Source organism: Aquirufa sp., from assembly GCF_044239315.1.
In the GTDB taxonomy this organism is placed as follows: Bacteria; Bacteroidota; Bacteroidia; order Cytophagales; family Spirosomataceae; genus Aquirufa.
Genome location: NZ_JBIIBQ010000023.1, coordinates 21,608 through 48,078, shown reverse-complemented (window position 1 = coordinate 48,078; position 26,471 = coordinate 21,608). Strand labels below are relative to the sequence as shown.

26 protein-coding genes are annotated in these 26,471 nt (G+C 40.3%); 11 read left to right on the top strand and 15 right to left on the bottom strand.

Annotation, left to right across the window (positions count from 1 at the left end):
* Nucleotides 1-124 precede the first annotated feature (124 nt).
* Nucleotides 125-2,155, bottom strand: a complete 2,031-nt coding sequence (gene metG / locus ACILP5_RS09055; RefSeq protein ID WP_395618337.1) for a methionine--tRNA ligase — start codon at nt 2,153-2,155, stop codon at nt 125-127.
* Between the two features lie 125 nt (nt 2,156-2,280).
* Here metG and rpsU point away from each other — a divergent pair, with 125 nt between their 5' ends.
* Both rpsU and ACILP5_RS09045 read left to right on the top strand, forming a co-directional pair.
* Nucleotides 2,281-2,475 (top strand): 30S ribosomal protein S21, encoded by a 195-nt coding sequence (gene rpsU, locus ACILP5_RS09050; protein ID WP_130896373.1) that lies wholly within the window; start codon nt 2,281-2,283, stop codon nt 2,473-2,475.
* Between the two features lie 37 nt (nt 2,476-2,512).
* Entirely contained in the window at nt 2,513-3,382 is an 870-nt protein-coding gene (locus ACILP5_RS09045) for a tyrosine-type recombinase/integrase (protein ID WP_395618336.1), read from the top strand.
* Here the strand turns inward: ACILP5_RS09045 and ACILP5_RS09040 are convergent.
* The 5 genes from ACILP5_RS09040 to ACILP5_RS09020 all read right to left on the bottom strand — a co-directional run bounded on the left by ACILP5_RS09040 (nt 3,379) and on the right by ACILP5_RS09020 (nt 9,019).
* Nucleotides 3,379-4,314, bottom strand: coding sequence for a homoserine kinase (locus ACILP5_RS09040; protein WP_395618335.1), 936 nt, complete (start codon nt 4,312-4,314; stop codon nt 3,379-3,381). The genes ACILP5_RS09045 and ACILP5_RS09040 overlap by 4 nt on opposite strands.
* A gap of 1 nt (nt 4,315) precedes the next feature.
* A complete protein-coding gene (gene thrA / locus ACILP5_RS09035) occupies nt 4,316-6,778 on the bottom strand; it encodes a bifunctional aspartate kinase/homoserine dehydrogenase I (protein WP_395618334.1) in 2,463 nt (820 codons plus the stop codon).
* Between the two features lie 100 nt (nt 6,779-6,878).
* Entirely contained in the window at nt 6,879-7,280 is a 402-nt protein-coding gene (locus ACILP5_RS09030) for an ExbD/TolR family protein (RefSeq protein WP_395618333.1), read from the bottom strand.
* A gap of 4 nt (nt 7,281-7,284) precedes the next feature.
* Nucleotides 7,285-8,034, bottom strand: a complete 750-nt coding sequence (locus ACILP5_RS09025) for a MotA/TolQ/ExbB proton channel family protein (protein WP_395618332.1) — start codon at nt 8,032-8,034, stop codon at nt 7,285-7,287.
* Between the two features lie 55 nt (nt 8,035-8,089).
* Nucleotides 8,090-9,019 (bottom strand): hypothetical protein, encoded by a 930-nt coding sequence (locus ACILP5_RS09020; protein ID WP_395618331.1) that lies wholly within the window; start codon nt 9,017-9,019, stop codon nt 8,090-8,092.
* 86 nt (nt 9,020-9,105) lie between these two features.
* Between ACILP5_RS09020 and ACILP5_RS09015 the strand changes: the two genes are divergently transcribed.
* Together ACILP5_RS09015 and ACILP5_RS09010 are read left to right on the top strand one after the other, a co-directional pair.
* Entirely contained in the window at nt 9,106-10,509 is a 1,404-nt protein-coding gene (locus ACILP5_RS09015; RefSeq protein ID WP_395618330.1) for a tetratricopeptide repeat protein, read from the top strand.
* 80 nt (nt 10,510-10,589) lie between these two features.
* On the top strand, nt 10,590-13,418 hold the full coding sequence (locus tag ACILP5_RS09010; RefSeq protein ID WP_395618329.1) for a M16 family metallopeptidase: 2,829 nt from the start codon (nt 10,590-10,592) through the stop codon (nt 13,416-13,418).
* A gap of 68 nt (nt 13,419-13,486) precedes the next feature.
* Here the strand turns inward: ACILP5_RS09010 and ACILP5_RS09005 are convergent, their stop codons facing one another.
* The 6 genes from ACILP5_RS09005 to sufC are packed head-to-tail and all read right to left on the bottom strand — an operon-like array spanning nt 13,487 to nt 17,887.
* Nucleotides 13,487-13,900, bottom strand: a complete 414-nt coding sequence (locus ACILP5_RS09005) for a BrxA/BrxB family bacilliredoxin (protein ID WP_395618328.1) — start codon at nt 13,898-13,900, stop codon at nt 13,487-13,489.
* 33 nt (nt 13,901-13,933) lie between these two features.
* The gene (locus tag ACILP5_RS09000; RefSeq protein ID WP_223131844.1) at nt 13,934-14,245 is read right to left on the bottom strand and encodes an iron-sulfur cluster assembly protein; all 312 of its coding nucleotides are present in this window, start codon (nt 14,243-14,245) and stop codon (nt 13,934-13,936) included.
* Nucleotides 14,246-14,276: 31 nt separating this feature from the next.
* Nucleotides 14,277-14,693, bottom strand: a complete 417-nt coding sequence (locus ACILP5_RS08995; RefSeq protein ID WP_395618327.1) for a SufE family protein — start codon at nt 14,691-14,693, stop codon at nt 14,277-14,279.
* Nucleotides 14,693-15,919, bottom strand: a complete 1,227-nt coding sequence (locus ACILP5_RS08990; protein WP_395618326.1) for a SufS family cysteine desulfurase — start codon at nt 15,917-15,919, stop codon at nt 14,693-14,695. The genes ACILP5_RS08995 and ACILP5_RS08990 overlap by 1 nt, the downstream gene beginning before the upstream one ends.
* Nucleotides 15,920-15,921: 2 nt before the next feature.
* On the bottom strand, nt 15,922-17,133 hold the full coding sequence (sufD, locus tag ACILP5_RS08985; protein ID WP_395618325.1) for a Fe-S cluster assembly protein SufD: 1,212 nt from the start codon (nt 17,131-17,133) through the stop codon (nt 15,922-15,924).
* Between the two features lies 1 nt (nt 17,134).
* Complete coding sequence (gene sufC, locus ACILP5_RS08980) at nt 17,135-17,887, bottom strand: Fe-S cluster assembly ATPase SufC (RefSeq protein ID WP_223130438.1); 753 nt, start codon at nt 17,885-17,887, stop codon at nt 17,135-17,137.
* 162 nt (nt 17,888-18,049) lie between these two features.
* On the opposite strand from sufC, the gene ACILP5_RS08975 reads away from it, so the two are divergent.
* Nucleotides 18,050-18,376: a HesB/IscA family protein gene (locus ACILP5_RS08975; protein WP_395618324.1), complete on the top strand. Its 327-nt coding sequence runs from the start codon at nt 18,050-18,052 to the stop codon at nt 18,374-18,376.
* Here ACILP5_RS08975 and ACILP5_RS08970 read toward each other — a convergent pair.
* Entirely contained in the window at nt 18,369-18,977 is a 609-nt protein-coding gene (locus ACILP5_RS08970) for a Maf family protein (protein WP_395618323.1), read from the bottom strand. The genes ACILP5_RS08975 and ACILP5_RS08970 overlap by 8 nt on opposite strands.
* 110 nt (nt 18,978-19,087) lie before the next feature.
* Here ACILP5_RS08970 and ACILP5_RS08965 point away from each other — a divergent pair, with 110 nt between their 5' ends.
* The 3 genes from ACILP5_RS08965 to ACILP5_RS08955 all read left to right on the top strand — a co-directional run bounded on the left by ACILP5_RS08965 (nt 19,088) and on the right by ACILP5_RS08955 (nt 21,000).
* The gene (locus ACILP5_RS08965; RefSeq protein ID WP_395618322.1) at nt 19,088-19,552 is read left to right on the top strand and encodes a MarR family winged helix-turn-helix transcriptional regulator; all 465 of its coding nucleotides are present in this window, start codon (nt 19,088-19,090) and stop codon (nt 19,550-19,552) included.
* Between the two features lie 12 nt (nt 19,553-19,564).
* Complete coding sequence (locus tag ACILP5_RS08960; protein WP_395618321.1) at nt 19,565-20,140, top strand: YceI family protein; 576 nt, start codon at nt 19,565-19,567, stop codon at nt 20,138-20,140.
* A 230-nt stretch (nt 20,141-20,370) separates the two neighbouring features.
* On the top strand, nt 20,371-21,000 hold the full coding sequence (locus ACILP5_RS08955; RefSeq protein WP_395618320.1) for an NAD(P)H-dependent oxidoreductase: 630 nt from the start codon (nt 20,371-20,373) through the stop codon (nt 20,998-21,000).
* A 44-nt stretch (nt 21,001-21,044) separates the two neighbouring features.
* On the opposite strand, the gene ACILP5_RS08950 is transcribed toward ACILP5_RS08955, so the two are convergent.
* Nucleotides 21,045-22,484, bottom strand: a complete 1,440-nt coding sequence (locus ACILP5_RS08950; RefSeq protein WP_395618319.1) for a CCA tRNA nucleotidyltransferase — start codon at nt 22,482-22,484, stop codon at nt 21,045-21,047.
* Nucleotides 22,485-23,048 (bottom strand): L-threonylcarbamoyladenylate synthase, encoded by a 564-nt coding sequence (locus ACILP5_RS08945; protein WP_395618318.1) that lies wholly within the window; start codon nt 23,046-23,048, stop codon nt 22,485-22,487. It abuts the gene before it with no gap.
* Nucleotides 23,049-23,152: 104 nt separating this feature from the next.
* Between ACILP5_RS08945 and argS the strand changes: the two genes are divergently transcribed.
* The 3 genes from argS to menA are packed head-to-tail and all read left to right on the top strand — an operon-like array spanning nt 23,153 to nt 26,460.
* Complete coding sequence (gene argS, locus ACILP5_RS08940; RefSeq protein WP_395618317.1) at nt 23,153-24,922, top strand: arginine--tRNA ligase; 1,770 nt, start codon at nt 23,153-23,155, stop codon at nt 24,920-24,922.
* 46 nt (nt 24,923-24,968) lie between these two features.
* Complete coding sequence (locus tag ACILP5_RS08935; RefSeq protein WP_395618316.1) at nt 24,969-25,550, top strand: glutathione peroxidase; 582 nt, start codon at nt 24,969-24,971, stop codon at nt 25,548-25,550.
* 1 nt (nt 25,551) lies between these two features.
* Nucleotides 25,552-26,460, top strand: coding sequence for a 1,4-dihydroxy-2-naphthoate octaprenyltransferase (menA, locus tag ACILP5_RS08930; RefSeq protein ID WP_395618315.1), 909 nt, complete (start codon nt 25,552-25,554; stop codon nt 26,458-26,460).
* Nucleotides 26,461-26,471: the final 11 nt, after the last annotated feature.

The following is a 26,471-nucleotide window of genomic DNA, read 5'->3' as shown; positions in this document are numbered from 1 at the left end:
AAATATCCACAAAAGCATTATATTTGTATAAATTTTCATAGTTAAATAGGTTTAGAGGTTAAACAAATAAGGCCAGAAGTTTCTTCTGACCTTATTTTATTTTATACCTAGCCTATTTAAAAGCTTAATTCACGGTTCCTCCGTTCCAGATTTGTTTGTTAGGCTGCACTAAAGCTAGACTTCCATCCGCATCTTCTGCCATTAGAATCATGCCCTCGCTCTCTATGCCCATCATTTTACGAGGTGCTAGATTAGCTAAAAAAGTCACTTGCTTACCTACAAGATCCTCTGGAGCAAAATGCTCTGCAATACCACTCAAGATCGTACGTGTCACAAAACCATCATTTACCTGAAGCTTCAATAGCTTCTTACTCTTCTCCATCTTCTCTGCTGCGACGATTTCGCCAATGCGAATGTCCATTTTGGCAAAATCATCAAAGGCTATCGTTTCCTTTAATGCCGGCACCGATTTCGAAGCTAATTCCATCTGAGCTTTTGTTTGGGTTAATTTATCCACTTGCTTTTGTACCTCCTCATCTTCAATCTTTTCGAATAACAAACCTGGGTTCTGCAAAGCAGTTCCAGCAGAGATTACCTCGAAATTACCTAAACTGGACCATTCAAAAGAAGTCATTCCGAGAGCAGAACGCAATTTATACGCACTAAACGGAATAAATGGCTCTAAAGCAATACTAGCATGAGCAACTAACTGCACCGCGTAATTCAACACTGTTCCAGCCTTTGCCGCATCCTCTTTCATGATCTTCCAAGGCTCCGCTTCCGCTAAATACTTATTACCTAAACGAGCAATTTCCATAGCTAAAACGAGCGCATCACGGAACTTGTAATTCTCTAAAGCAGTTTCCAGTTTAGCCGGAATATCGGCTACGGCGGCCATTAAATCCGCCTCTAAACCTGTACCCTCTAACTTAGGAGGTACAACTGAATTAAAGTTTTTATCAATTAACACAAAGGCTCGGTTCACGAAATTGCCTAGAATGGCCACTAATTCGGAGTTATTTTTGGTCTGAAAATCAGCCCACGTAAAATCAGCATCTTTCGTCTCTGGACTAGAAGCAGTCAATGCATAGCGCAAAACGTCTTGCTTTCCAGGAAAATCAACTAAATATTCATGCAACCAAACCGCCCAATTGCGCGAGGTTGAAATCTTATCCCCTTCCAGGTTCATAAACTCATTTGCTGGCACCTGATCCGCTAATTGATAGCCTCCGTGTGCCATACACATGGCTGGGAAGATCAAGCAATGGAAGACAATGTTATCTTTTCCAATAAAATGCACGATCCGACTATCTTTTGCCTTCCAATAAGTCTCCCATTCCGGCGTTAATTGCTTCGTCATGGAGACATAACCGATAGGCGCATCAAACCATACGTAAAGTACTTTCCCTTCCGTATCGGGCAAAGGAATAGGCACCCCCCAGTTTAAATCACGCGTCATAGCGCGAGGTTTCAAGCCTTCTTGCAACCAAGATTTCACCTGACCTGTCACATTCGACTTCCACTCCGGGTGTGAAGCAATGTATTTTTCTAATTCTGGCTGCCATTGATCTAAGGGCAGGAACCAGTTTTTGGTAGGCTTTAAAACGGGCTTTGAGCCACTCAAAGCCGATTTTGGATTAACTAATTCAGTAGGAGAAAGTGTCGTTCCACACTTTTCGCACTGATCACCATAAGCGCCAGGCTGCTTACAAGAAGGGCAATCACCCGTGATGTAGCGATCCGCTAAAAATTGTTTGGCCTCTTCATCATAGAATTGCTCCGTCACTTCCTCAATAAACTTCCCTTCGTTATATAATTTCAAAAAGAATTCTTGCGAAACTTCATGATGCACAGGATCAGAAGTGCGCCCATAAATATCAAACGATATGCCAAATTGCTCGAAAGAGTCTTTGATCTCTTTGTAGTAATAATCAACGACTTGTTGTGGAGTTTTACCCTCCTTAGCTGCCTTAATGGTAATAGGCACTCCGTGTTCATCTGTTCCAGACACAAAAATCACATCCTTCTTTTGTAGGCGCAAATAGCGAACATAGATATCTGCTGGCAAGTAACAACCTGCTAAGTGACCGATGTGAATAGGCCCGTTCGCATAAATTAACGCTGCAGTAACCGTTGTCCGTGAAAAGTCTGACATAAATAAGGGTAAAATGAATTACAAAAATAGGCAAAAACATTCATTGAAATAATCGATTCACCTATTGCGCATCAAAAAAATATGATTATCTTTGCAAACTATTTAAAAAAAACAGACAAAATAAAATGTTAATTATTTCGATAAAAGAGAACGAATCAATTGATAAGGCTTTAAAGCGCTTCAAGAAGAAATTTGAAAAAACAGGTGTAGTGAAAGAACTACGTAGAAGATCTGCTTTCGAAAAACCTTCTGTAGGACGTCGTAAAGAAATGATTCGTGCTGCTTACAAGCAAATCACTTACGGAAATATTAATAACTAATTTCCTATACATTCTTTACAGGAATTGACTAATTTCGATGATGAATCGTGAATTAGTCAATTTTTTTTTGGACCACCTGTCCATCGAAAGGCGCCTCAGTTCGCACACGATTACCTCCTACTCCACTGACTTAGAGCAATTTACCGCTTTTGTAAATCCTATAGAACTCCAGCAGGTACAAGCTATGGAGGTGAGGAAATGGCTCATCAGCTTATCCGATGACAGTATTCAAAACCGAAGCATTAATCGCAAATTAGCCACGCTTCGAACCTTCTATAAATACCTTTTACGAACAGGAAAAATCACCGAAAATCCGATGGCCTCCATTCGAATGGTAAAAACCACGAAGAAAATCCCCCATTTCGTCCGTGAATCGGAGATGGAAAACCTTATAGAGAACCGAATAATAGCCTCTAATTTTAGTGAAGCGCGCGACGAACTCATCCTGTTTTTACTTTATGGGACCGGCATTCGACTCGCTGAACTCATATCCTTGCAAAATACCCAAGTCAATTTAGCGGCTAAAACGATACGCGTCATCGGAAAACGAAATAAGGAAAGGGTCATTCCTATACCTGGACTGCTCATTGACTTAATAGCGGCTTATCGCAGCTTCTGCACGATAGAACACTCTCATTTACTGCTCACCGATAAAGGGGAACCCTTGTACCCGATGTTTGTACAACGACTAGTCAAGAAAAATTTAGGGGAATACAGCCAGCTAGAGAAACTATCTCCGCACGTTTTGCGCCATACCTATGCGACGCATCTTTTGAATAGAGGGGCTGATTTAAATGCCATCAAAGAGCTATTAGGACACGCGAATCTTGCCGCCACACAAGTCTATACGCATAATTCAATGGAAAAGATGAAGGCGATTTACCAGCAGGCTCATCCGAAAGCTTAATCAGCTAAAATAACGGGGCCTTTCTGGTTGATCTGGGATACATATTGTTCCGATCCGATACCTAAAGCAGTAAATTCTGCCGCCATGGCTTTCGCTACATTTTGGGCCGTTTCTTCTCCCTTCGACAAGGCAAATAGCGATGGGCCGGAACCGGAGATCGAACAACCTAAAGCACCATTGGCGATAGCCGCTGCTTTCACTTCTGCAAATCCAGGTATTAAGATGGCTCTTGATGGCTCGATAATCACATCCACTAAGGAACGGCCTATCAATTCATAATCAGGCAATAAAAGCCCTGCAACAAGCCCTGCTACGTTACCCATTTGGGTGATAGTGGTGGACAAAGGAATCTCTTTGTTTAAAATACCGCGGGCATCTTTTGTGTTTACCTCGATTTGAGGATGAACGATGCTGGCGTATAAATCCTCAGGTACAGGCACCTGAATGATATCTAAAGGATCGTAGGAACGAATGACGATAAAGCCGCCCAATAACGAGGGGCCTACATTGTCCGCGTGCGCGGAGCCGCAGGCGACGCGCTCACCTTCCATCGCAAAGGGCAAGAGGTCTTTTTGGGATAAAGGGCGGCCCATCAGTTCATTTGCTGCGAAAACGCCTGCTACAGCCGAAGCTGCTGAGGAACCCAAGCCTGAACCCAATGGCATATCCTTATGCAATGACAGCTCAAAACCTTGGTCTTCACGACCGATGAAGGATAAATATTTTTGGATGGCAATACCGGCCGTGTTTTTCTCCACGGCTTTCGGCAAACGACCATCGTCGCCTGTAATTTCTTTAATAATGATTCCAGGTGTTGACTTCTTTTCTAAAACGACCTCATCTCCCGGGTGGTTTACCGCAAAACCGAAGATATCAAATCCACAAGCCACATTCGCTACCGTTGCTGGAGCATAAACACGTATCTTTTCCATATTATGCGAGATGACTACCAATGGATACAATATCTGCAAAAACACCAGACGCGGTCACTTCCGCTCCAGCACCAGGTCCTTTGATCACTAATGGGCGATCATGGTAACGTTTCGTAGTAAAAGCAATCACATTATCTGCCCCGTCCATCTGATAGAATGGGTGAGAAGAACCTACTGAGCGTAAACCGATGGTGATTTTTTGATTTTCCAAACAAGCAATGTAACGCAGAACCTCCCCTTTCGAAGCGGCCTCATTCACTAATTGCTCGAAGAAATCGTTTGCTTTATCAATCTCCTCGAAGAAGGCGTCCACTGATGGTGCCGCCTCACAGGCTGGAGGAATAATCTTTTCTATGGTTATATCGGAGAACTCTAATTTCATTCCAATTTCACGACTCAAGATCAAAATTTTACGCGCGACATCCATACCGCTCAAATCTTCTCTTGGATCTGGCTCGGTATAGCCTTTTTCTTTCGCAGTTCTCAATACTTCACCAAAGGACTTCCCTGGCTTAAATTGATTAAACAGGAACGATAAGGTACCAGATAAAATCCCTTCAATTTTCTCAAAGCGATCACCCGAAGCGATTAACCCTTGCAAGGTATTAATAACAGGTAATCCGGCACCCACATTCGTTTCATACAAGAACTTAACTCCTTTAGCTAGAGCTGTTTGATGCAATTGCGCATACAAATCATATGGACCTGAATTAGCCACCTTATTAGGCGTTACCACCGAAATATTAGAGTGAAATAAACCTAAGTAATTTGTATAAATTTCCTTACTCGCCGTACAATCCGCAAAAATGGAATTCGGTAAGTTTAATGTTTTTATTTGAGTAATAAATCCAGCTAAATCAGCCGGCTCACCCATAGCTTCTAATACGTCTAACGCTTGATCTAACTCGATTCCCTCCTCTTTAATGATTTGCTTGCGACTATTCGCGATGCCAGTTAAACGAATTTTGATACCCTTGTATTTGGCCAAATAATGCTCCTGACCAATAATTTGCGCTAATAAAGTCTTTCCTATCAAACCAGCACCCACTAAAAAGAGGTGTAATGTTCTAATCTGAGAGAAGAAAAAAGTCTCGTGAATGACATTCAAAGCCTTGGAAAGGTCCTTATTTTCAATCACCACCGATATATTCAACTCAGAAGAACCCTGGGCAGTAGCGACAATATTGATGCCATTTTTCCCTAAAGAAGAGAATAACTTTCCACTAACACCGGTATGCTTACGCATCCCTTCACCCACAACCGCAATGACAGAGAGGTCTTTTTGAATATCAATTCCTTCAATATCTCCCGCTGCCATTTCGGCTGCAAATTCCTTAACCAACACCTTACTTACCTTATCCGCTACAGAAGGATCGATAGCAAAGCAGATACTGTGCTCAGAAGATGCTTGAGAAATCAAGACAACTGATATTTTTTCACGGGCTAAAACGGTAAATAATTTAGCTGAAACCCCAGCCACACCGATCATCCCTGAACCTTGCAAGTTCACTAAAGCTAACGCATCAATGGAAGAAATTCCTGTAATAATGTAGGGACTACTGGTCGGCTCTTTGCTGATAACCGTCCCTTCAAAAGATGGATTAAAGGTATTCAACACCCGAATCGGGATGTTTTTAGCAAAAGCAGGTTGCAATGACGGAGGGTATATAACTTTAGCCCCAAAATGGGTTAACTCCATCGCTTCCGCATACGAAATCGAAGGAATCGTAAAGGCAGACTTTACTTTGCGTGGATCAGCTGTCATCATTCCGTCTACATCCGTCCAAATCTCAATCTCTTTTACAACTAGCGCAGCTCCAATCACTGAAGCGGTATAATCAGAACCACCACGACCTAAAGTAGTTGTCTCCCCCTTGTTATTGGAAGCAATAAAACCAGTTATCAACCCTATTTTACCTTTGTTCGCTTCAAAGTAGGCAGAAATTAAGGGATTAGCTACCGGAAAATCTACTTCTGAATGACCAAAAGCACTGTTGGTTTTTATGATCTCCCGAGCATCAACATAGACAACCGGGAGTCCTTTCTGTTGTAGAATTGCGTAAATTAAATACGTCGATAATCGCTCCCCAAAACTCACTAATGCGTCTGAAGTCTTAGGCGAAATCTCCTTAATCAAATTAATTCCTTTCAACACATCACGTAATTCATTAACCAAAGTACGTACATGTGCGATAACTTGACTTTGTTCCGTTACCGGAATAAAGTGCTTAATAACATCAAAATGACGTGTTTCAATCGTCTCAATCAAGGTATTTACCGTGCTTTTCGGCTGAGCAGCAAGGGTGCCCGCTTCTAATAAATGATTCGTCACACCGCTCATGGCAGAAAAGACAACAGCAAAGTCTGAGGAGGATTTCCAGTTCGACTCAATGATAGTCAGAACGGATTGAATACTTTCAATGCTACCACAACTAGTACCACCGAACTTTAGGATCTTTTCCATTAATTAAGAAAACAAAATGATTCTCAACTCTACAAACAGCTGAGATATAAGTGCAAATATACGATTTTAGGCCGTATTTTGCCCAAGAATTCGGTGTTTTCTATTTTTTCTTTTCCGCAGCCATCACCATCGCAAGCTTTAATTTAGCCGCTAGGTCATAGATATTGGTCAATTCTTGTACCGTCTGGTTGCGATCCATCCGAACCACCAAGGTGACAGCCTTTTTAGATGTCGCCTCTTTCGTCAATTCTGCTTCTAAATTAGCCACATCTACTAAACGATCATCAATGTAATAATTAAGTTGCCCATCTACGGTCAAACGAATCACTTCATTGGCTGGTGTAGGCATCGGCTTTGCTGTTTCTGGCAAAAGCAATTTAATTGCATCCGGAGAAGCTAGCGTTGAAATCATTAAAAAGAACATCAATAGAAAGAAAAGGATATCCGCAAGGGCCCCTGTTTCTACTTCTGATGCTTCTCTGGCTCTTTTTCTGAAATTCATCGAATTAGGCTTTAGACGCTGGTTTGTGAAGGATATCTAAGAAATCAATCGCAGTAATTTCCATTTTATTAATCGTGCGATCAATCATAGTCGTCAATAAAGTATATAATACATAAGCAATGATACCTACAATCAATCCAGATGCGGATGTCACCATTTTCTCATAAATACCACCGGCAATCGTTGAAATATCGATTTTATTGGAGATGGAGATGTTATGGAACGTACGAATCATACCCGTCACGGTACCTAAGAATCCAAACATGGGAGCGATACGTGCGATTGCACTTAGAATACCTAAATTCTTTTCCATGTTATAGATCTCCACTTTGGCCTTATTCTCAATCGCCGCTTCGATATCACGGATTGGAGAACCTAAACGAGATAAACCCTTTTCTAAAAGTTTAGCAATCGGATAAGACGTTGCTTTACAGAAATTAATCGCTCCTTGTACGTTGCCTGCTTGCAACATGTCATGAATCTTGTGCAAGAAATCCTCATCTAATTTTGCCGTCTTGCGGATGTACAAATAACGTTCAATGAACAAGAATACGGCTGCTGCAAATAAAAAGCCAATCGGATACATGACATATCCCCCTTTTCCTAATAAATCCAATACAGAAAACTCTTCCACTACTACTTTCGTAACTTCCTGAACAGGAGCCGAGTTAACAATGGAATCTGCCATAGCTGCAGTAGAATCGACGGTCACTGTACCCGCCTGAAGTAAAATAGTTGCTAATGAAAAAGCCATATGAAGGGGTTGATTAATCTTATATACTACAAGTTTACAATTTTTTTTTCAAAATCTAAGGTTGGTTTGATGGATTTTGGAGTTCAGTAAACCAAAAGCCTTCCTTTAAACTATACGACGAAAACCAAAGCTCCTTAATCTCCAATTCCCGCAAAACTTTCTCTACTAAAAAGGTAGCGTAGGGAAAAATACTCGCTCTAAATGCTTTCATTCCTGGATATCCCACCCGCTCTTCATACGCTAAAGCATCCAAGCTTGATTTATGCCCTAAAAAAACCGCTAAATCTAACTCACAAGAAGCAGGCGCATGTCCTGATCTTTTTTCTAAATCCAAAATCGTTTCAAAGGCACCCGCCGCACCGATTAAAACCTCGGGCTTTACCTTTCTACAAACATCCATAAGCTGAGCCATTTCCTTCATCACATACGCATCTAATCCTGCAATAATCGATAAATCAAACTCATTATCTACCGAAAAAAGGGATTTCAAACGCAATCCACCTAACTCCAAACTCACGCGATAAAGCACTTCATCACCTCTAAACAAAATAAACTCCACACTTCCTCCGCCAATATCCATTACTAGACTTGCTTTCTCCCAACGTTCTGGCAAGGAATTTCGTATACCAGCATAGATATATTCTGCTTCTTGCATGCCATCAATAATCAGAATTTGAATGCCTAATTCTTCGTAAACCCGTTGAATAAAGACATCTGCATTGGATGCTCGACGTAAAATACTGGTGCCTATGGCATAAAAATCGGAGGCAACTCCTCCTTTGGAAATAAACAAAGTCCTGAATTCATGTAAAGCAGTCAGCGCTCGATCCATTGCATCTGGCTGCAAGGTCACCTCTTCCATGGCACCCTTCCCTAAACCGACTGGTCTCTGGAGCTGTTCTTCCACTTGAAACTTAGAAAGAGGAGAAATTAATAATTGAAAGGTGTTCGTACCGAGGTCCGCAATGGCACAGATTTTTGACATTATTAGTTATTTGGAACAAAAATAAGCCGAAAAGGGGTTCAAGAATAAATATTATTCTTTATTTTAGTAAAAATGTATCTTGAAAAATGCTAGATCACGAATTCGACGAGAATAAAGAAGACATCCAAGCTTCCGTACAACGCTACGAAAACATGTTGAATCAGCAAGAAAACGCGTTTTTCGATGCCGAGACTTTGGAACAAATCGCCGAACATTACTTTGTTCAATCCCGTTTTGACCAAGCCTTGGAAGCTGTTAATTTAGGCCTCTCACACTTCAACTATTCACTAGAATTGATTACCCTAAAAGCACAGATTTTAGGGGAAATGCAGCGACCAGAGGAGGCCATGGAACTGATTGAAAATTCCATTCTATTATTCCCCAATGACATCGAATTAACCCTAGTAAAAGGCTATTTATTAAGCCAAATGGGGCAACACGAAGAATCTATCCAACTATTTCTAGCTTCCCTAGATCGTACGGAGGAAAAAGATGAGGTTTATTTTCGAATAGGACTTAGCTACCAAGCTTGGGGGAAACCTCGTGAAGCGGTAGATATGCTAAAGAAGTGTTTGGAGTTAAATTCAGAAAATGAAAATGCGCTAGTCGAACTAGCCAACTGTTTAGATGAGATTGGAAAAATCGAGGAAAGTATACCTTATTATAAGCAATTTATTGATGCTGATCCGTTCTCATTTACGGCATGGTATAATTTAGGCATTGCCTATTCGAAATTAAAACAGTTTGAAAAGGCGATTGATGCCTATGAATATTCGCTTGCTATAGAACCTACTTTTGGGTCTTCCTTATTCAATTTAGGGAATACCTACATGAACATTCAGGAATATGTAAAAGCGGAAGAATCTTATCTCCTGTGCTTGAAATACGATGATCCGAATCCAGAATTATACTGCTGTTTAGGTGCTAGTATTGAACGCCAGCGTCGTTTTGATGAGGCATTAATTCAGTATAAAGAGGCAATTAAGGTCGATCCTCTTTGGGATGAGGGCTATTATGGCTTGGCCGTTTGTTTGACTGAAATGGACAAATGGTTTGAGGCTTTGCATTTCCTGAAGAAAGCGCTGAAGTTAAATGACACGAATCCACTTTATTGGACGGGATTAGCAGATGTAGAGGCCTATTTAGGCAATTCTGTTTCTTCTGATGAGGCCTATTCCAAATCCATAGACTTAGACTCCTTCTTCGCTCCAACTTGGGTCAAATGGGCGCAATTGCACTACGATTTGAATGATTTCGAAAAATGTGCAGAAATTATGCTTTCTGCCATCGATGAATTGCCAGAAGAAGCAGACTTATATTACCGAGCAGCTATCTTTTTAATTAAAGCAGGTCAATTCAAAGAGGCCTTTCACTTTTTAGAATCAGGCCTTCTATTGGATTATGATAAGCATGAAATAATTTTTGAATATTTCCCTAACATGGAAACACAAAAAGCGATTTACAAGTTAATTCAACAATACAAGAAATAATTTTTGCCGTTCATCATTAAATCGAATACACTCAATTAAATAATTTTTAATTTTCTATCCTTAATAAACAAAATACCCCTATGAAGAGAATTATTCTATCGGGTTTACTGCTTTGTCTTTTGCAACCTGCATTAGCACAACCTAAACCCACTCCATCAACACAAAAGGCATCCGCTAGCCTTCCAATACCTGAAAAGGTAACTGAAGCGGAGGGAATTACGGAATATAAACTAGCTAACGGCTTAAAAGTATTGTTATTTCCTGATCCATCTAAACAAACCGTAACCGTTAATATTACCTATCTAGTAGGTTCTCGCCACGAAGGCTATGGTGAAACGGGAATGTCACACCTATTAGAACACATGGTGTTCAAGGGTACGAAAGAAAAACACAAAGAAGTAGCCAAAGAGATCTCAGATCATGGTGCTCAATTCAATGGTACAACCTGGTTAGACCGAACTAATTACTTCGAGACATTCGCTTCTACGGATGAAAACCTAGACTGGGCATTAGATATGGAAGCAGATCGTATGATCAACTCTCGTATCGCGAAAAGCGAATTAGAAACAGAGATGACCGTCGTTCGTAACGAATTCGAACGTGGTGAAAACGATCCAGGAAGTGTTTTAATGGAGCGTATCGTTTCTACTGCTTTCTTATGGCATAACTATGGTAACTCTACTATCGGTGCTCGTTCTGACATCGAAAAAGTGCCTATCGAAAATTTACAAGCCTATTACCGCAAATATTACCAACCAGATAATGCGGTACTATTAGTGGCTGGTAAATTCGACCCAATCAAAACATTGAAGTTAGTAAATGAGAAATTTGGTGTTATTCCACGTCCAGAGCGCGTATTAACGCCTACATTCACTGCTGAACCGACACAAGATGGCGAAAGAGAAGTAACACTTCGTCGTGTAGGTGATGTTCAAGTGATCGGAATGGCCTACCATATTCCTTCAGGCTTGCACCCAGATTATGTAGCGGTGGATGTAATGACTGATTTATTAACGGATGCTCCATCAGGCCGTTTGTACAAAGCATTAATTGATACGAAGAAAGCAAGTAGCCAATTTGGTATGACTTTCCAATTGAAGGAACCAGGCTTAGTTTATTTTGGTGCTGAAGTATTAAAGGAGAAATCGCTGGATTCTGTTCGCAAGATCATGGTGGAAACGATTGAGAATTTTGCCAAAACTCCTCCAACAAAAGAAGAGGTGGATCGTATTAAGACAAAAGGTATTAAGAACATTGAATTGTTATTAAACAACGCACAACGTGTGGGAGTAGGTATTTCAGAATACATTGCACAAGGCGATTGGCGTTTATTGTTCCACACGCGTAACCAATTAGAGAAAATCACTCCTGCTGATATTCAACGAGTGGCAGCAGCTTACTTTAAATCTTCCAATAGAACGACAGGTACTTTCTACCCTACAGAGAAACCAGAGCGTGCGGAGATTCCTGAAGCAAAAGACGTAGCAACTGTTTTAAAGGACTTCAAACCTAAGGCAGCAGTTAGCCAAGGAGAAGCTTTTGATCCATCTCCAGCAAACATTGATGCGCGTACGAAGACAGAGAAAATCGGTGGTGTTCAAGTAGCCTTGTTATCTAAGAAAACAAGAGGTAATTCAGTTTATGCTAGAATGACCTTACGTTTTGGTGATGAAAAATCGTTAATGGGTACAGCTACTGCAGCAGATTTAGCGGCTGATATGTTAACTAAAGGTACAGCCAAGCACACACGTCAACAATTCCAAGATGAATTAGACAAGTTGAAAGCACGCGTGGGTATCTCTGGTGGCGCAACACAAGCTAACGTTTCTATTGAAACAACGCGTGAAAATTTAATCCCTGCTATGAAATTAGTGGCTGAGGCATTAAAACAACCTGTATTCCCTGCGGCTGAATTTGAAAAATTGAAGCAAGAGAATTTGACAGCCATCGAAGGTCAAAAAAGTGAGCCACAAGCGAAAGGTTCTGAGGCATTAGGCCAATTAAGAGCTGGGCACTATGACAAGAAAGATGTTCGCTACCAGCCTACTATGGCTGAGCAAACGGCTAACTATGCCGCTGTAAAATTAGAGGAGTCGGTTAATTTCTACAAAAACTTCTACGGAGCTTCTAACGCGACATTCTCAGCGGTAGGAGATTTTGATGAGAAAGAATTGAAGGATTTAATTGCAGCAGAATTTGGCACATGGAAATCTCCTAAGCCATTCAAACGCGTTGCAGATGAGTTTAAAGAAACAGGCGGAAAAGCGATATCTATCGAAACACCAGATAAAGCAAATGCCTTCTTCTTAGCTTACCAACCATTGAAAATTTCTGATAGCGATCCTAATTATGCTGCATTAGAATTATCTAACTATATGTTAGGTGGTGGTAGCGGATTAAGCTCACGTTTAATGAACCGTATTCGCCAGAAAGATGGTTTATCTTACGGTGTAGGTTCTCAATTCGTAGCTAGTCCATTAGATCAAAGTGGTGCATTCATCGGCTATGCAATCTATGCTCCAGAAAACTTAGCTAAGCTAGAGTCAGCATTCAAAGAGGAAATCGAGAAAGTATTGAAAGAAGGTTTCACTCAGAAAGAAATCGACGAAGCGAAGAAATCTTGGTTACAATCACGTCAAGTGACGCGTTCACAAGACAATGCTTTAGTAGGAAGCTTGAACAGCAACTTGTTCTTAGGCCGTAACATGAAATGGTCTGAAGAATTAGAAAACAAGGTGAAGAGCTTAACTCCAGCACAAATTCAAGAGGCAACTCAAAAATCAATCGACTTGTTGAAGATGTCCTTCATTAAAGCGGGTGACTATGAAGGAGCAGCTAAGAAAATGGCTGAAAAAGCTAAGAATAGCAGTTCAGAATCAGGAGCGATGGGCGGTGCGCCTAAGCAATAATCCTTTCTGAAAGGACATAAAAAAAGGGAGCTTCTTTCGAAGCTCCCTTTTTTTATGGCAAATTTTTATTAGCAGAACTCGTCAAATACACCTTCCAAGTGTCCTGCAATCATATCTGCTGAACGACCTTCAATGTGATGGCGCTCTACGAAATGAACTAACTCACCATCCTTGAATAAAGCAATCGATGGAGATGATGGAGGATAAGGAAGTGTATACTCACGAGCTTTTTGAACCGCTTCTGGATCCACACCCGCAAAAACCGTCACTAATTGATTCGGCTTTTTAGCTGAAGCTGCTACCGCATTTTTTACACCTGGACGAGCTGTAGAAGCAGAACATCCACAAACTGAGTTGAAAAATACCAAGGTAGTTCCTGGCTTAGCCATTACGTCTTCCACTTCTGAAGCTAACTTCAATTCTTGGAAACCTCCGGCAACGATATCCATCCGCATAGGATGTACTAAATGTTCTGGATACATATATTATTCTATTAGATTTAAAATTAAACGCAATTACATAAAACCAAGTTCCAATTTGGCCACTTCTGACATCATATCCTGCTCGTAAGGAGGATCAAATGTTAATTCAACTGACACTTCTGCTATACCTTCAATCTCCCGAACTGCTTTCTCAATATCCACCGGAATACTTTCCGCAGATGGGCAAGATGGTGAAGTTAGGGTCATCAAAATATACACGTTGTTCACCGGAAAAATCTTGATTTCATAGATTAATCCGAGTTCATACACATCGACTGGAATTTCTGGGTCATAGACGGTCTTAATCGCCTTGACCACTTTTTCCTTTAATTCTACCTCATTCATTTGACTTGAATTTTCCATTTTAAATAATCGCTTAAGAGAAGGCCAAAGCATAGTGTTGCATTTGTTTTACCATGGAAACTAAACCGTTTGATCTGGTTTGGGCCAAATGCTGACTCATTCCAATTTGATCAATAAAATATAAATCAGCCGCTAAAATATCTGCTGGGGTGTGATTAGACAATACCCGAATCAACATCGAGATCATTCCTTTCACAATAATAGCCTCAGAATCAGCTTGAAATACGACTAAATCACCTTGTTTTTCGGCATGTAACCATACCCGGCTTTGGCAGCCCTTAATCACATTCTCCTCTGTTTTGTAAGCATCCGACATAGGCGCTAACTTCTTGCCTAAATCAATCAAATACTCATATTTATCCGCCCAGTCTTCAAAAAGACCGAACTCTTCAATTAATTCCTCTTGTATCTCGTCAATCGGCTGTCCCATTATCCTAGCATCTGTAAAGTTTTCTCTAAACAAAGCACAAAACGATCTATCTCCTCGAAAGTATTGTAGAAGGAGAACGAAGCACGACAGGTTCCCACTAGGTCATAACGCTGCATCAAAGGCTGTGCACAGTGATGACCTGTACGAATCGCAATGCCAAATTTATCTAATAAAACACCAATATCTTGTGGATGAACACCATCAATTACGAATGAAATAACGGCAATCTTTTCAGGTGCGGTTCCCACGATACGTAAACCGGGAATGGCTTGTAATTTCTCTGTTGCGTAGGCTAATAAAGCTTCTTCTTGCGCGGCCAAAGCTTTTGCAGGAATCGCTTGTACATAATCCAATGCGGCTCCAAAAGCAATCACATCCGCAATATTAGGCGTTCCAGCCTCAAATTTATAAGGTAATTCATTGTAGGTCGTTCCACTGAAACTCACCTCTTTGATCATTTCCCCACCCCCTTGGTAAGGTGGCATGGCTTCCAATAGTTCGCGCTTACCATACAACACGCCCACTCCCGTAGGACCGAACAACTTGTGTGCAGAGAAAACAAAGAAATCTAGATCCAATGCTTGCACGTCCACAGCTAAGTGAGCGACAGATTGAGCTCCGTCAATTAAGACCTTGGCTCCTACCGCATGGGATAATTGGATAATTTCTGCAATCGGATTAATGGTTCCAATGGCATTGGATACATGATTGACTGCGACTAATTTGACTTTAGGATTCAGTAAGCCTTTAAAAGCTTGGATATCTAAAACGCCTTCATCACTTACCGGAATCACCTTAATCTCTGCCCCTTTCTCTTCCGCGATCATTTGCCAAGGCACAATGTTCGAGTGGTGTTCCAGGTTAGAAACGATGATTTGATCGCCTTTTCCGATGCTAGCACGTCCAAAAGTTTGAGCCACGAGATTTATCCCTGCAGTTGTACCCGAAGTGAATATAATCTGATCCGTGGAAGGGGCATTCAAAAAGGATGATAGCTTTTTCCGTGTTAGCTCATAGGCAGTCGTCGCACGTTCTGCCAAGGTGTGAATACCCCGGTGAATATTCGCATTATCCTGCTCATAATAAGCTGTAAGCGCATCCATAACGGCTTTTGGCTTTTGTGTGGTCGCCGCATTATCAAAATAAATCAAGGGAGCCTTATTTACCTGCTGATGTAAAACAGGGAAATCTGCTCTAATTTGATCTATATTTAATTTTTCCGCCATGATTAAATCGCTAAGGAAGTCTGGATTTTTGAAATAATTTTATCTGTCAAACGTAACTTCGTCTCTTCATGAGTTACTCGATCGATTACCTCTTGAACAAAAGCGAGTAACAATAAAGTTCGCGCATTCGCTAAAGAAATACCTCTCGAACGTAAATAGAATAAGGCTTCATCATTTAATTGACCTGTCGTGGTTCCGTGTGAACATTTCACATCATCCGCCCAAATCTCTAATTGAGGTTTCGTATTCATTGTTGCTCTCGTGGAGGCAAGAACGTTCTTGCAACTTTGGAATGCGTTCGTCTTCTGAGCATCAGGACGCACAAAAATCTTTCCATTAAACACGCCTGTAGCGTTCCCCATCAACACACCTTTGTATAATTCATGCGACTCTGAATTAGGCTTGCGGTGATCTACTACTGTGTGAGAATCCATTAATTGATCCTCTCCTGGGACGTAAAGGCCATTTAAATTCGAAATAACATTTTCTCCATCACTGTAGAAATGCAAGTTATTACGTATGTAGGCAGCATTCAGCGAGAAGGTAAAAAGATCTACCTGGGTATTAGAAAGCTGCGTAATGAAGGTATGGTCAATGTGAGTGGTGTTTTGGGCCAAATCTTGTTCCTTCACATAGGTCAAATTTGCCTTCTCATTCACATAAATTTCTTGCACAAAATTGGACAAAACTTCAGCTGAACCCACCTTAGTATAGGCACGCTCAATTAAAGTTAACGAAGCATCTTCTTCTAAATAAACAATCAAACGACTTTGAATAGCGGAAGCCTTTGAGGCAGATACAATAAAATCGTGAGCGATGGCCTCGTCTACCGAAACCCCTGCCTTGACCCATAATACCTTAGTATTAGCCACCAAAGCAGTATTTAAATCATACAAAGAGTTCTGATCTAAAATAGGTAGGCGTTGCTCCCATTTCGCTGCAAGCGCTGGATTAGAAGCTAAAAATGCATCGAATGAGATGAATTCTACTCCGGCAGGCAAGGAACCCTGAAAACTGGTGTTGCCATTTTGGGTTTGCAAACTAGCAGTTGAGGACTCATTTAAGGATGCAGGATGCCAATCTAGGTCTTTTTCATTCCAAGACTTCAAGGACGCATACTTCCATTCTTCCCATTTGTTGGTGGGAAACCCTTTGGCCTTAAAACGTTCTATAGCCTCTTTTTGAGACGCTGAACTTAATTCTGTATACACCATCTTATTCTCCTAAAGCTGAAATGATCCAATCGTATCCACGCTCTTCTAATTCAAGCGCTAATTCTTTTCCACCTGATTTCACAATTTTTCCTTTGTACAGAACGTGTACAAAATCTGGAATAATGTAGTCCAAAAGGCGTTGGTAGTGAGTCACTACGATCGTCGCATTATCTGGGGATTTCAATTTATTTACTCCTTCAGCCACGATACGCAATGCATCGATGTCCAGTCCAGAGTCTGTTTCATCCAAAATGGCTAATTTAGGCTCTAAAACGGCCATTTGGAAGATTTCATTTCTTTTTTTCTCACCGCCAGAGAAACCTTCGTTTAATGCACGAGACAATAAACTTTGGTCAATATTCACATAGCTCATCTTCTCTTTGAACATCTTCAAAAACTGAACAGCATCCAATGGTTCTTCCCCGCGGTACTTCCGAATTTCATTTACAGCCGACTTCATAAAGTTCGTCGTCGACACACCCGGAATTTCTACTGGGTATTGAAAAGCAAGGAATAAACCCTCTGCGGCACGTTCTTCAGGAGCTAGATCTAATAAATCCTTACCAAAAAAGTCAACCGAACCTCCTGTCACCTCATAATCCTCGCGTCCGGCTAAAACAGACGCTAACGTTGATTTACCTGAACCATTCGGTCCCATGATCGCGTGAACTTCTCCCGCTTTGATCTCTAAATTAATCCCCTTTAAGATTTCCTTCTCCCCTATTCTTGCTTGTAAATTCTTTATTGAAAGCATGGTATGTGTTTTTAATCTGGCTATTTTACTCCAATTGAAACGCAAAATTAAGGCCAATGGTTTTGAAAAACTAGACTTTATTTAGATTCACTCTAAATAAATGATTTTTTTAGCGATTTTTTTCTTATTTTTGTGTCGGAAATTCATCAAAATATAACCAACATGATCTCGATATCAGATTTAGCAGCGAATAGAATCAAAGAATTGCGTTCTAAAGAAGGTTTAACGGAGGAATTTAACATCCGCGTGGCAGTAGAAGGTGGCGGTTGCTCTGGCTTGATGTACAATTTAGATTTCGCAGCAGAGCCTCAAGCGAATGATATGATTTTCGAAGATAAGGGCGTAAAAGTAATGGTTGATAAGAAATCTATCCTCTACCTTGCAGGCACTGAATTAGACTTTTCAGATGGTCTAAATGGCAAAGGTTTTCAATTCAAAAACCCCAATGCAAGTCGTACCTGTGGATGTGGAGAGAGTTTCTCTATCTAATTAATAACTGCTTCCCGTCTAGAATATACGGTTTCATTAATTGATATACTTCGTAAATGGGCAATCCCATTACCGTGTAAAAAGAACCTTGAATAGATTCAATACCCACCATTCCTAGGTAATCTTGAACACCATAAGAACCGGCTTTGTCCATACAAGAACCCTCTCTGACATAAAAATCAATTTCCCATTCTTCAAAAGTTCTGAATTTAACCAGAGCTGAATCTGCTTTCGTAAACAAGCCTTGTGGCGTGTGCAAGGCAATACCAGTGACCACTTCGTGTGTTTTTCCCGATAGCTTTTGAAGCATTTGAATGGCTTCAGATTTATCTGATGGCTTATTTAATATCTCATTTTCTAGAATAACCACCGTATCCGCCGCTAAAACCAAGGTCGATGGAGAAATTCGAGCTAGTTCACTGGCTTTTCTTTCTGCCAAATGCACAGGCACCTCTTGTGGTTTCATTGCCGCATCAAACGACTCATCCACATCACTTGGCAAAACCGAAAATTCAAAACCCGCATTTAGAAGAATCTCTTTTCTGCGTGGTGAATTAGAAGCTAGGACAAAAGGGTATTGGAGGGATAAGGAATTCTGCATGTTCAAAAATAGGTCAAAAATTAAAATTTTCAGGAGTTAACAATAATTTAATTTTAATTCACTTGCATTTAATGTAATTACATTTAATTTTGCTACATCAAATTTTAGTCATGGGTATTTCCGAGGATTTAAAACAAAGTAATTTTCAGTCAGAGTCCCAAAAAGCTATTGTTAACGCGATCTACACTGGAAACTGGATAGTTCAGCAACAACAAGAGCTTTTGAAGCCTTTTGGACTTACCGTACAACAATACAATGTTCTCCGGATTTTAAAAGGACAACAAGGTAACCCCATGACCGTTTTAGCCATTACCGAACGGATGTTAGATAAAATGTCAAATGCCTCACGCCTAGTAGACAAATTAGTGGAGAAGAATTTAGTGCTTCGCCGCGAATGTCCAAAAGATCGCAGAGCGGTAGATATCTTGATTTTGCCGGCTGGACTAGACTTATTAATCCAAGTAGACCAAGTTCAAAAAGACTGGGGAAAACATTTCGACGCTTTAGGAGTTAAAAAGCTCGAAGAAATGAACCAAATTTTGGACGAATTTAGAACCGTATTTTCTCACAATTAAACAATAAAAAAGATGAAATCTGTAAAAGTAATTATTGCAACTTTGGCTGTAGGCCTAATCACTTTCGCTGGTGTAGCTGCACCTAAAGCGGTAAACATTAACAAATCAGCTAGCTCAATCGCTTGGTTAGCTAAGAAAGTAACAGGCGAGCACAATGGTACAGTAGGTATCTCTGCTGGCGCTTTGAATGTAGATGGCAACAAACTTGTAGGTGGAAACTTCACGATCGATTTGAAATCAATCAAAGATTTAGATATCACAGATGCTAATTACAATCAAAAATTCATCGGACACATCAGTTCAGGTGATTTCTTCGAAGTAGAAAAATTCCCAACAGCCACTTTCGTTATCACTAAAGTAGCAGGTAACCAAGTAACTGGTAATTTAACAGTAAAAGGAATCACAAAATCAATCACTTTCCCGGCTGAAATCGCTGTAAAAGGTGGTAAAGTAACTGCAAAAGCAAACATCACGATCGATCGTACAGACTTCAATATCCGTTACGGTTCTAAGAAATTCTTCGAATCAATTGGTGATAAGGCGATTTATGATGATTTCGCTCTTACCGTTTCTTTAGTTTCAGAATAAATTTAAATAGGGGGCTGTAAAATGGCTCAATTTCAAAGTGCAATCTCTAAAACTGCCTAGCGACAATGTTTTATGAGATTGCACTTTAAAATTTATATATACTATCCGAACTCTTTCGCTCTCTTTTTAAGGGAGATTGAATAGAAATTGCTTTTATTTATTTGATAAATTATCAAGGCTTATTTGAAGAAGAATCTCTTCTCTATAATCTGTAATCTATAATCTACATTATGTCTTTAATCGACTCATTATCCTGGCGCTACGCCACCAAAAGAATGACTGGAAACAAAGTTTCCACAGATAAAATTGATTCTTTATTAGAAGCAATCCGCCTTTCAGCATCAGGTTTTGGTTTACAACCCTATAAAATTTTAGTGATTGAAAACCCAGAATTAAAAGCTAAAATTCAACCCATCGCTTATGGTCAACCACAAGCAGTAGAGTCGTCTCACTTGTTAGTATTTGCGGCTTGGAATGATATTACAGAAGCACAAATCGATTCTTTCATCCAATTAGTAGCTGATACGCGTGGTCTTTCTGTGGATGTGCTAGGAGATTACCGTGGTGCAATCGCTGGTTCTTTATTAGGACGTCCAGTAGAAGCAAAGCAAAATTGGGCTGATCGCCAAGTTTATTTAGCGATGGGGACAGCTCTTGCAGCGGCTGGTGAATTACAAATCGATTCAACTCCTATGGAAGGTTTTATCCCTGCTAAACTAGATGAATTATTAGGTCTAGAAGCGATGGGGTTACATTCTGTATTAATGCTTGCAGTAGGTGAGCGCGATGCAGCTAATGACTTTATGGCGAGTGCTACTAAGGTTCGTTATGCGAAAGAAGATTTTGTAATCAACTTATAATCACCGCATTCATAAAAGAAAAGGCTCCGAAATCGGAGCCTTTTTTATTGTATTTCAGCGAGAGAAACGACTGGTTTAAGATCTAGCTTGCGCCCTTCCTCTATCAGCAAATCCCAGCCAGATTCTAATTCATTTCGAATCACTCCCTCTAAAACTGCCTCTCGCATGGCAATTTTAATGATACCAATTTCACGACCTGGACCAATATCGAAAACCTGCATGATGATTTCGCCAGAGAAAACGGGTTGGAAATTACGAAGTGAGTCACTTTCTTCTACTTCCTTTAGTTTTTGCTCTACGATATCGAAGTTGCGCAGATAGCGTTTGACCTTATCTCCATTTTTAGAAGTAATATCAGCACGGCACAAAGTCATCAAGGCTTCTAACTCCTCTCCTGCTTCGAATAAAAGACGGCGTAAGGCGGAAGCGGTGATTTCCTCTTTCGATAAAGCGATGGGGCGTAAATGTAGGCGAACTAGTTTTTGAACCAGTTTCATCTTTTCATTTAAAGGCAATTTTAGGCGTTTGAAAATGTTCGGCACCTGGCGTGCGCCCATATCTTCGTGTCCGTGAAAAGTCCAACCTTTGCCTTGGGCGAAACGTTTTGTCTGTGGTTTGGCAATATCATGTAAAATAGCCGCCCAGCGCCACCAAAGGTCATCCGTGTTTTCTGCAATATTATCTAGTACCTGTAAAGTGTGGTAGAAATTATCTTTATGACCCTTTCCATCCTCTGTGTCTACGCCTTTCAGCTTCATGAACTCAGGAAAAATGATAGGCAGAATTTCACAAGCATCCAGCAAAAGAAAGCCATAGGAAGGCTTTTTGCAGAGAATCATCTTATTTAATTCATCAGAAATGCGCTCCATCGAAATAATTTCCAGGCGATTTTTCTCGGTTTTTAAGGCCTCAAAAGTTTCCGGATAAATATCGAATCCTAGCTGCGCTGCAAAACGAACCGCACGCATCATACGCAATGGATCATCTGAAAAAGTAATACCAGGGGCTAAAGGTGTGCGAATAATTTTCGCCCTTAAATCTTCGAGGCCGTTAAATGGGTCCAATAGTTTACCCCAATTCGCCTTATTTAACTGAACTGCCATCGCGTTGATGGTGAAATCACGGCGGTTTTGGTCGTCCACTAAAGTACCCTCCTCCACCACAGGCTTTCGCGAATCCCGATTATACGATTCCTTTCGAGCTCCCACAAATTCCAGATCCCAGTCATCGACTTTAATCATCGCCGTGCCAAAATTCTTAAAAACGGACACGGCATGCTCTGGTAAATCAAATTCTTTGGCTACTTCTAAAGCTAAATCAATCCCAGATCCGAGGCAAACCACATCGATATCCTTGCAATCACGCCCTAAAATCGCATCCCGCACGTAACCACCAATCACATAACTATCTACCCCCAAACGATCGGCTGCGAGGCCAATTTTGGAGAATATCGGATCTTGTACAATTTCCTTCCCTTCTTTCATCTAACCTCTAATTAACTTATAATCACCATATAGGCCTAATTGCACAATTTTACTCGCCTTTTTAGTTGGCCCTTCTCCTAATGGATTCTTTAACACATGCGTTACCCCCGCTACAATGGAAGGCGCAATTCCAGCAAAATTTAATGGAGAAGGTTCCCCAGAAAGATTCGCGGAAGTGGAAACTATCGCCCGTTGGTATCGGTAAATCAATCCTTTACAAAACTCATCTTTCACTAAACGGATCGCAATACTACCATCTGGGCCTAATAAAGAGGGAGAAACGTTTTTCCCTTTGGGATAAATAATCGTCAAAGGATCCTCCGCAAATTCCACTAAATCCCAAGCAATCTCCGGCACCTGCTCTACATATTCACTCAATTGCTCGATTTTAGCAATCAAGACAATCAATCCTTTAGAGGCGGGTCTATTTTTTAGCTCCAAAATCTTCTCAATAGCCTGCTCATTTCGAACATCACAGCCTAAACCCCAAATCGTGTCACTAGGATACAGCAACACGCCTCCTGATTTTAAAGTTTGAATTGCCTCGTGGTACGTATTTTGCATAATTAAGGCAAAGGTAAGATTAATTTATTCATTTCTGAGCATTAGAGGCAATGTTTAGCCCGAATTTAGCTACCTTTACAGATTGAAAAATTACAGCCATTTAGATGTCAAATATTCAGCAAACATTACAGCAAGAACTCGCTAAAGGACTAAAAGCCCTCTTTCAAATCGACGTTACAGAAATCGTGTTGCAAGAGACAAAAAAAGAGTTTGAAGGCACTTATACCTTAGTTGTTTTCCCTTATACAAAGCAAGCAGGAAAAGCTCCAGCTGCCATTGCGACTGATTTAGGAACGTATTTGATGGCGAATTGCAGAATAGTAAAAGCTTTTCAAGTCGTTCAAGGATTTTTAAATATTTCCATCCAGGATTCCGCTTGGTTAGACTTATTAGCTAGCGTTGCTTCGGATAAAAATCCTTTCCAAATTGAATCTAAAAAAGAAAAAGTACTCATCGAATACTCCTCTCCTAACACTAATAAACCTTTACATTTAGGCCATTTACGTAATAATTTCTTGGGCTTTTCGGTTGCACAAATCTTAGCAGCAGGTGGATACGATGTGGTCAAAACGAATTTAGTAAATGACCGAGGCATACACATCTGTAAGTCGATGTTAGCTTACCAGCTTTTTGGCAATAATGAAACTCCTGAAACATCCGGGTTAAAAGGCGATCACTTAGTGGGCAAATACTATGTGGCTTTCGATGTGGCTTATAAAGAAGAAATCGCCAAGTTAAAGGCGAATGGACTTGAAGAAGAACAAGCGAAAAAACAGGCTCCTATCCTATTGAAGGCGCAGGAAATGCTCTTAAAATGGGAACAAGGCGACGAAGAGGTGATGAACTTATGGAATAAGATGAATGCCTGGGTTTTCGCTGGTTTTGAGAAATCCTACCAAACCATGGGCGTTTCCTTTGATAAAATCTACCGAGAGTCGAATACCTATTTACTAGGCAAGCAAATAGTAGATGAGGGTTTAGCATCGGGTGTATTTTTCCAAAAACCAGATGGATCTGTTTGGATCAATTTAGAGGCAGAAGGCTTAGATGAAAAATTAGTTTTACGTAAAGACGGTACCTCTGTTTACATCACCCAAGACATGGGAACTGCTCAATTGAAATACGAAGATTTTAAAACGAATCAATCGGTTTATGTGGTCGGAAACGAGCAGGATTACCACTTTGAAGTGCTTTTCCATATTTTGAAAAAATTAAATAAGCCCTATTCAAACGGCAATTTCCACCTTTCTTATGGTATGGTCGACTTACCTAGCGGCAAGATGAAATCCCGCGAAGGAACAGTAGTCGACGCGGATGATTTGATGGCAGAGATGATTCAAACGGCTAAAGACCGCACTTTGGAATTAGGTAAAATAGATGGCTTTACCGAAGCTGAATCAAACGATTTATTCCACAATTTAGGATTAGGCGCCTTGAAGTATTTCTTATTGAAAGTGGAGCCGAAAAAACGGATGTTATTTAATCCGGAAGAATCCATTGATTTCCAAGGAAATACAGGTCCATTTATCCAATATACACACGCTCGTATTTGTTCTATATTGCGCAAAGGAGGTAAAATCAATCCGGTGTCAACCAACTCAGAATTAGCAGATTCTGAGCAAGAATTAATCTATTTATTAGGGGAATACAAAGCGAATATTACGCAAGCTGCAGCTAACTTTGCACCTTCTGTAATCGCCAATTATGCCTACGATTTAGCGAAGACATTTAATAAATTTTACAACGAACAAACCATTCTATCAGAGGAAAATGAGGTAAAAAGAAACATTCGTCTTACCTTAGCTGAGCTTACAGGTAAAACAATTCAGCATGCCACCTCGTTATTAGGTATAGTTTCACCTAATCGAATGTAATTTGAAACGTAAATACCTTTACCTCACCATTTTAATTATTATCATTATGATCGCAAGTTTTATGAAAATCGGATCGTTATTAACGGTATTAGCCCTACCATTCACCCAAAAAACCGTCTTAAACAGACCAGAAAAAATGGAAATTTCCACAGCTTCTACCAACTTCCATTCCTTCAAAATGAAAGGAATCGATGGAAAAGAGATTGATTTCTCTCAATTTAAAGGAAAGAAAATTATCGTCTTAAATACCGCTTCTAAATGTGGTTATACTCCTCAATATGCTGACTGGGAGAAATTCCACAAAGAAAATAAGGACGTTGTGATCTTAGGTTTCCCAGCGAATGAATTTGGTGGACAAGAGCCAGGCTCTAACGCAGAAATCTCTTCTTTCTGTACCTTAAATTACGGCGTTTCCTTCCAAATGATGGAAAAAGTGGTAGTGAAAGGATCAGGAAAATGTGACCTTTACCAATGGCTTTCGGACAAATCAAAGAATGGCTGGAATGAGAAAGAGCCTAGCTGGAACTTTTGCAAATACGTAATCAATGAGAAAGGCGAATTACAAAACTTCTTTGCTTCGGGCATTAAGCCAAGCAGTCCAGAATTTTTAGCGGCGATAGGAAAATAATATGAATAGATGGGTGGATGCGGCGAGACCAAGAACCTTACCGTTGGCGGTTGGCAGTATTTTATTAGGCAATTTCTTGGCATATGCCACAGGAAAATTTGATTTAATCATTGCTATTCTTGCCACTTTAACTACCCTGTTATTACAAATACTTTCCAACTTTGCGAATGATTTAGGTGACTTCTCTAATGGAGTCGATAATGCAGATCGCAAAGTAGCTCTAAGAGCTGTTCAAACAGGAAAAATTAGTCAACAAGAGATGAGAACTGCTGTTATTATGACAGCAGTTCTTTCTTTTTTATCTGGAATCTGTTTATTGTATTTTGGATTAAAAGATGCTCCTATCGAAGTTTGGGGCACTTTTTTAGCCCTAGGACTGGCTGCTATAGCGGCAGCCATCGCTTACACGGTGGGTAAAAGGCCTTATGGCTACATGGGTTTAGGAGACATTTCCGTTTTCTTGTTTTTCGGATTAATTGGCACTTTAGGCACCTATTATCTTCAGACCTTTAGTGTGAATTACGCTATCCTATTACCAGCATCAGGATGTGGATTTCTCTCCGTTGCCGTATTAAATCTGAATAATTTACGAGATATCGAAAATGATATCAAAGCCGGGAAAAACTCGATTCCTGTGCGAATTGGAAAAACGTTCGGATTCTACTACCAGAAATGCTTGTACATAGCGGCCATTGCCTGCTTTTATGCGTATCCTTTCGTAGCTGGGGTTAAAATAGGCATCAACCAACAATTACTTATTGTCGGTATTTATCCCATTATTCAACTATTCCGCGAATTACATTCTGGGATGAGTGCCGCACAAATTGATCCTTATTTGAAAAAAACAGCCTTGAGAACGCTGTTTTTGATCCTTGTTTTTGGTGGTATTCAAATTTTAACAAGCCAGTAATTTCGCTTATT